The following is a 2,290-nucleotide window of genomic DNA, read 5'->3' on the forward strand; positions in this document are numbered from 1 at the left end:
TCTGACTACGTCGCTCCACCATTGTACCAGTGTTTCATAGTCCGCAGCAGAATTGCCCTGCTCCCAGTAGATCTGTGGCACGATATAATCGACCCATCCTTTTTCCACCCATGTTTTTGCATCACCGAAAACAGAGTAATAACCTTCTGTCCCCCTTGTAGCAGAACCATCTGGGTCGGAAATGCTGTTTTTCCAGATCCCCATGGGGCTGATGCCGAATTCTACAGAAGGATCGGCTTTTTTAATGGTTTTGTAAACACTGCGGATCAGGTCATTAACATGATCCCTGCGTTCATTTGCCGTTTCGCCATCCCTTGTTTCCCCTTCGGGCAGAGGAAAATTGGATGGATAGAAATAATCATCAAAGTGGATAGCATCCACATCATAGTTTTCCACCATTTCTTCCACTGTGTCGCAGATATAGTCCTTCACTTCTTCCTTTGCAGGATTGTAGTACATGGCGCCGCCGTAGGATAAGATCCAGTCAGGGTTCTGTCTTGCCATATTATCGGCGGAAAGTACCGCCAGATCCGTACCCGATGTGGTGATACGGTAAGGGTTCATCCATGCGTGGAATTCCATCCCTCTTTTATGGGTTTCTTTGATCATAAAGGCCATGGGGTCATAGCCGGGATCCATGCCCTGTACTCCTGTCAGCACCGCACTCCACGGATTCAGTTCCGATTCGTAGAAGGCATCCCCCTTGGGACGCACCTGAACTACCACCGTATTCAGCCCCAGTGCCTGCGCCTGTTCCAGTTTCTGAATGAACTCGTTCTTCTGCGCCTCTTCGTTATTGATCGTAGAAGGATAGTCCGCACTGTAAACCGTAGAGATCCAAACAGCCCGCATATCCGCATTGTCCGCGGCATAAACCTCCTGTACCGCGATCGTAGTCATACCCAACGCCGCACAAAGAAGGCCGGCCGTCAGTTTTTTCATCCATTGATACATATTTTTCACCTGAATCTTTCTTTCCAAAATAGTATGATTTTCCCTAACATAAATATTGTATCACAGAATAGCCTGCAAAAAAATTACAAAAACCTTAAACTTCCTGCCGAAAAAAAGATTGCATAAATGTTCCGTTGGGTTTATGCTATTTGAAAACAAAAGATACGAGGTGAAATACCATGAGATACGGCCTGATCGGCGAAAAATTAGGACACAGCTTTTCTAAGATCATTCACGAACAGCTGGCTGATTATACCTATGATCTGATCCCATTGACAAGAGAAGAACTGGATGTTTTCCTGCAGGAAAAACAGTTTGCGGCACTGAATGTGACCATCCCCTACAAGGAAACCGTCATCCCTTATCTGGATGAAGTGGATGCCCACGCAAAAAAAATCGGCGCAGTGAATACGGTTGTCAACCGAAACGGAAAACTGAAAGGATATAATACAGATTTTTACGGATTCCGTTATATGCTGCAGCATAACGGCATTGACGTAAAACAGAAAAAAGCCCTTGTACTGGGCAAAGGCGGCGCTTCCAAAGCAGTCATCGCCGTACTGGAAGAAATGGGTGCCTCTGAAATTTTAACAGTATATTATAAAGATTCTCCCGATACCATTACATACGCAGACTGCTACCGCGACCACGCAGATGCGGAGATCATCGTAAACACGACCCCTGTAGGCATGTTTCCCAAGACAGACGACTGCCCCATCGACCTGAGCAAGTTCCCCAGCCTCAGCGGGGTGGCCGATGTGGTCTATAACCCCCTACGGACACAGCTGATCGTGGAAGCGGAAAAACGAGGTATTCCCGCGGCCGGCGGTCTGGAAATGCTGGTGGCTCAGGCAAAATATGCCGTAGAAATTTTTCTGGATACCAAAATCGACGACAGCCGCATTGCAGAAATCAATGCAGGTCTGCTGCAGGAACGTTCCAATCTGGTTCTGATCGGCATGAGCGGCGGCGGAAAGACCGTTTTAGGGAAAAGAGCCGCTGAAAAACTGGGGAAAACCTTTGTAGATACCGACCATGAGATCGTAAAACGCATTGGCATGTCTATCCCCGAATTTTTTGCCAAGGAAGGAGAAGCGGCCTTCCGCAAAATCGAAACTGAGGTATTGCACGAACTGTCCTCCCGGAATCATCTGGTCATTTCCACCGGCGGCGGCATCGTGAAAAACCCCCTCAACGTGGATATGCTGAAACGGAACGGCCGTATCCTCTGGCTGAAACGGGATGCCCACCTGCTGCAAAGCGGCCACGGCAGACCCCTTGCCCCTGACAAGGCGGCCACACAGAAGCTGTACGAAGAACGTCTGCCCCTTTACAC

At 48.4% G+C, this 2,290-nt stretch carries 2 protein-coding genes; one reads left to right on the forward strand and one right to left on the reverse strand.

What is annotated here, in order from left to right:
- Positions 1–954 (reverse strand): glycoside hydrolase family 10 protein (locus tag ACJMLT_RS09375; protein ID WP_405729923.1); only part of this gene is annotated, 954 nt, incomplete at its 3' end.
- 179 nt (positions 955–1,133) lie between these two features.
- Here ACJMLT_RS09375 and ACJMLT_RS09380 point away from each other — a divergent pair.
- Positions 1,134–2,290, forward strand: a 1,157-nt coding sequence (locus tag ACJMLT_RS09380; protein WP_405729926.1) for a shikimate kinase, incomplete at its 3' end; no start/stop codon positions are given.

This window comes from Anaerotignum sp., from assembly GCF_045122575.1.
Taxonomy (GTDB): Bacteria; Bacillota; Clostridia; order Lachnospirales; family Anaerotignaceae; genus Anaerotignum_A.